Source organism: Amycolatopsis sp. cmx-8-4 (assembly GCF_046548675.1).
Taxonomy (GTDB): Bacteria; Actinomycetota; Actinomycetes; order Mycobacteriales; family Pseudonocardiaceae; genus Amycolatopsis.
This window is the reverse complement of the sequence record NZ_JAEBDZ010000090.1, coordinates 1-1,124: the sequence shown is the minus strand read 5'-3', so window position 1 is coordinate 1,124 and position 1,124 is coordinate 1. Positions and strand designations below refer to the sequence as shown.

Genomic DNA, 1,124 nt, shown 5'->3' with positions numbered 1-1,124 from the left:
TTGATAGTGTTTCGGTGGTTTTAGCGTCAGGGAAACGCCCGGTCCCATTCCGAACCCGGAAGCTAAGCTTGACAGCGCCGATGGTACTGCAACCGAAGGGTTGTGGGAGAGTAGGACACCGCCGAACATTTTGTTGAGGGAAGGGCCTGGCCCGGTTGAGAACCACGGTTCTCCCGGCCAGGCCCTTTTCTTATGCCCAAGACCCGAGTGGCCGGCACCGCGGCCGACGTCGTGTCGACCTCTCAATCACGCGAGTTGACCGTCTGGTCACAGGTGCTGGCGCCCGGATCACGGGTGCTGGCGCTTCAATCACGGGAGCCGACCGACTGAATACGCGAGCCGACTGTCCAGGTGCGCGAGCCGACCGGCTGGGTACGCGAGCCGACCGGCTGAGGACGGCGCAGACTCTTCGGGCGTGCGAGCTGCCTCGCACGGTGCGCGAGCTCGGCTTCACTCACGCGAGAACCGGCCGGGATCACGCGGGATCCGTGCAGGATCACGTGAGTTGCGGCTCCGATCACCCCGGCACACTGCTCCCGGCCTCACGATCCAGGTGATGCCCGCTGGGGGCACAGGTGACGCCCGCCCTGTCACGAGAGATGCCTCGCGGTTCATGCGAGACACGTCGCCAGTCGCGGGCAATGCCTCTCCGCACGTTGTCGATGTCCTGTCGGATATGCCTGCGGCCCGTGGGCAGGTACCAAGCCGGCCATGCCAGCTGCCATTCCTGAGTACGTGGGGGCCGGGAGCCTTGCCGGCGGCCGGGTCCTGCGCTGGCACCGGACCGCCGAGTGGTCACTGGGTCCCGCTCCGATAGCGGATCGCCGAGTGGCTGGCCGATAGAGCTCTCGCGCCGGCAGAGGGATCGATGGGCTCCTGCTCGGCTACAGCGGCTGGCTCACTGGGCTGGCCGCGGATAGTGCCCGGGTCGGGCTGCAGCAGCTGGCTCACGGACTTGGCCCGGATGAGGACTGAACCGCGGCTTGCTTGATCAGCGCCTAGTACTACAGGGCTAGATCTCTATCATTTGCAGCCGAAGGCGTCGTCTGACGTGGTGTCGTCGGGCGTCTGCCTGGTGTCGACGACGCCAGGCAGACCAGCGTAGGCCGTGGTCGATGGCTTGA

1 rRNA gene is annotated in these 1,124 nt (G+C 66.0%); it reads left to right on the top strand.

Annotated elements, in window-relative coordinates:
• The first annotated feature begins 10 nt into the window (after positions 1-10).
• A 5S ribosomal RNA gene (gene rrf, locus ACLJQZ_RS48515) occupies positions 11-127 on the top strand.
• Positions 128-1,124 lie beyond the last annotated feature (997 nt).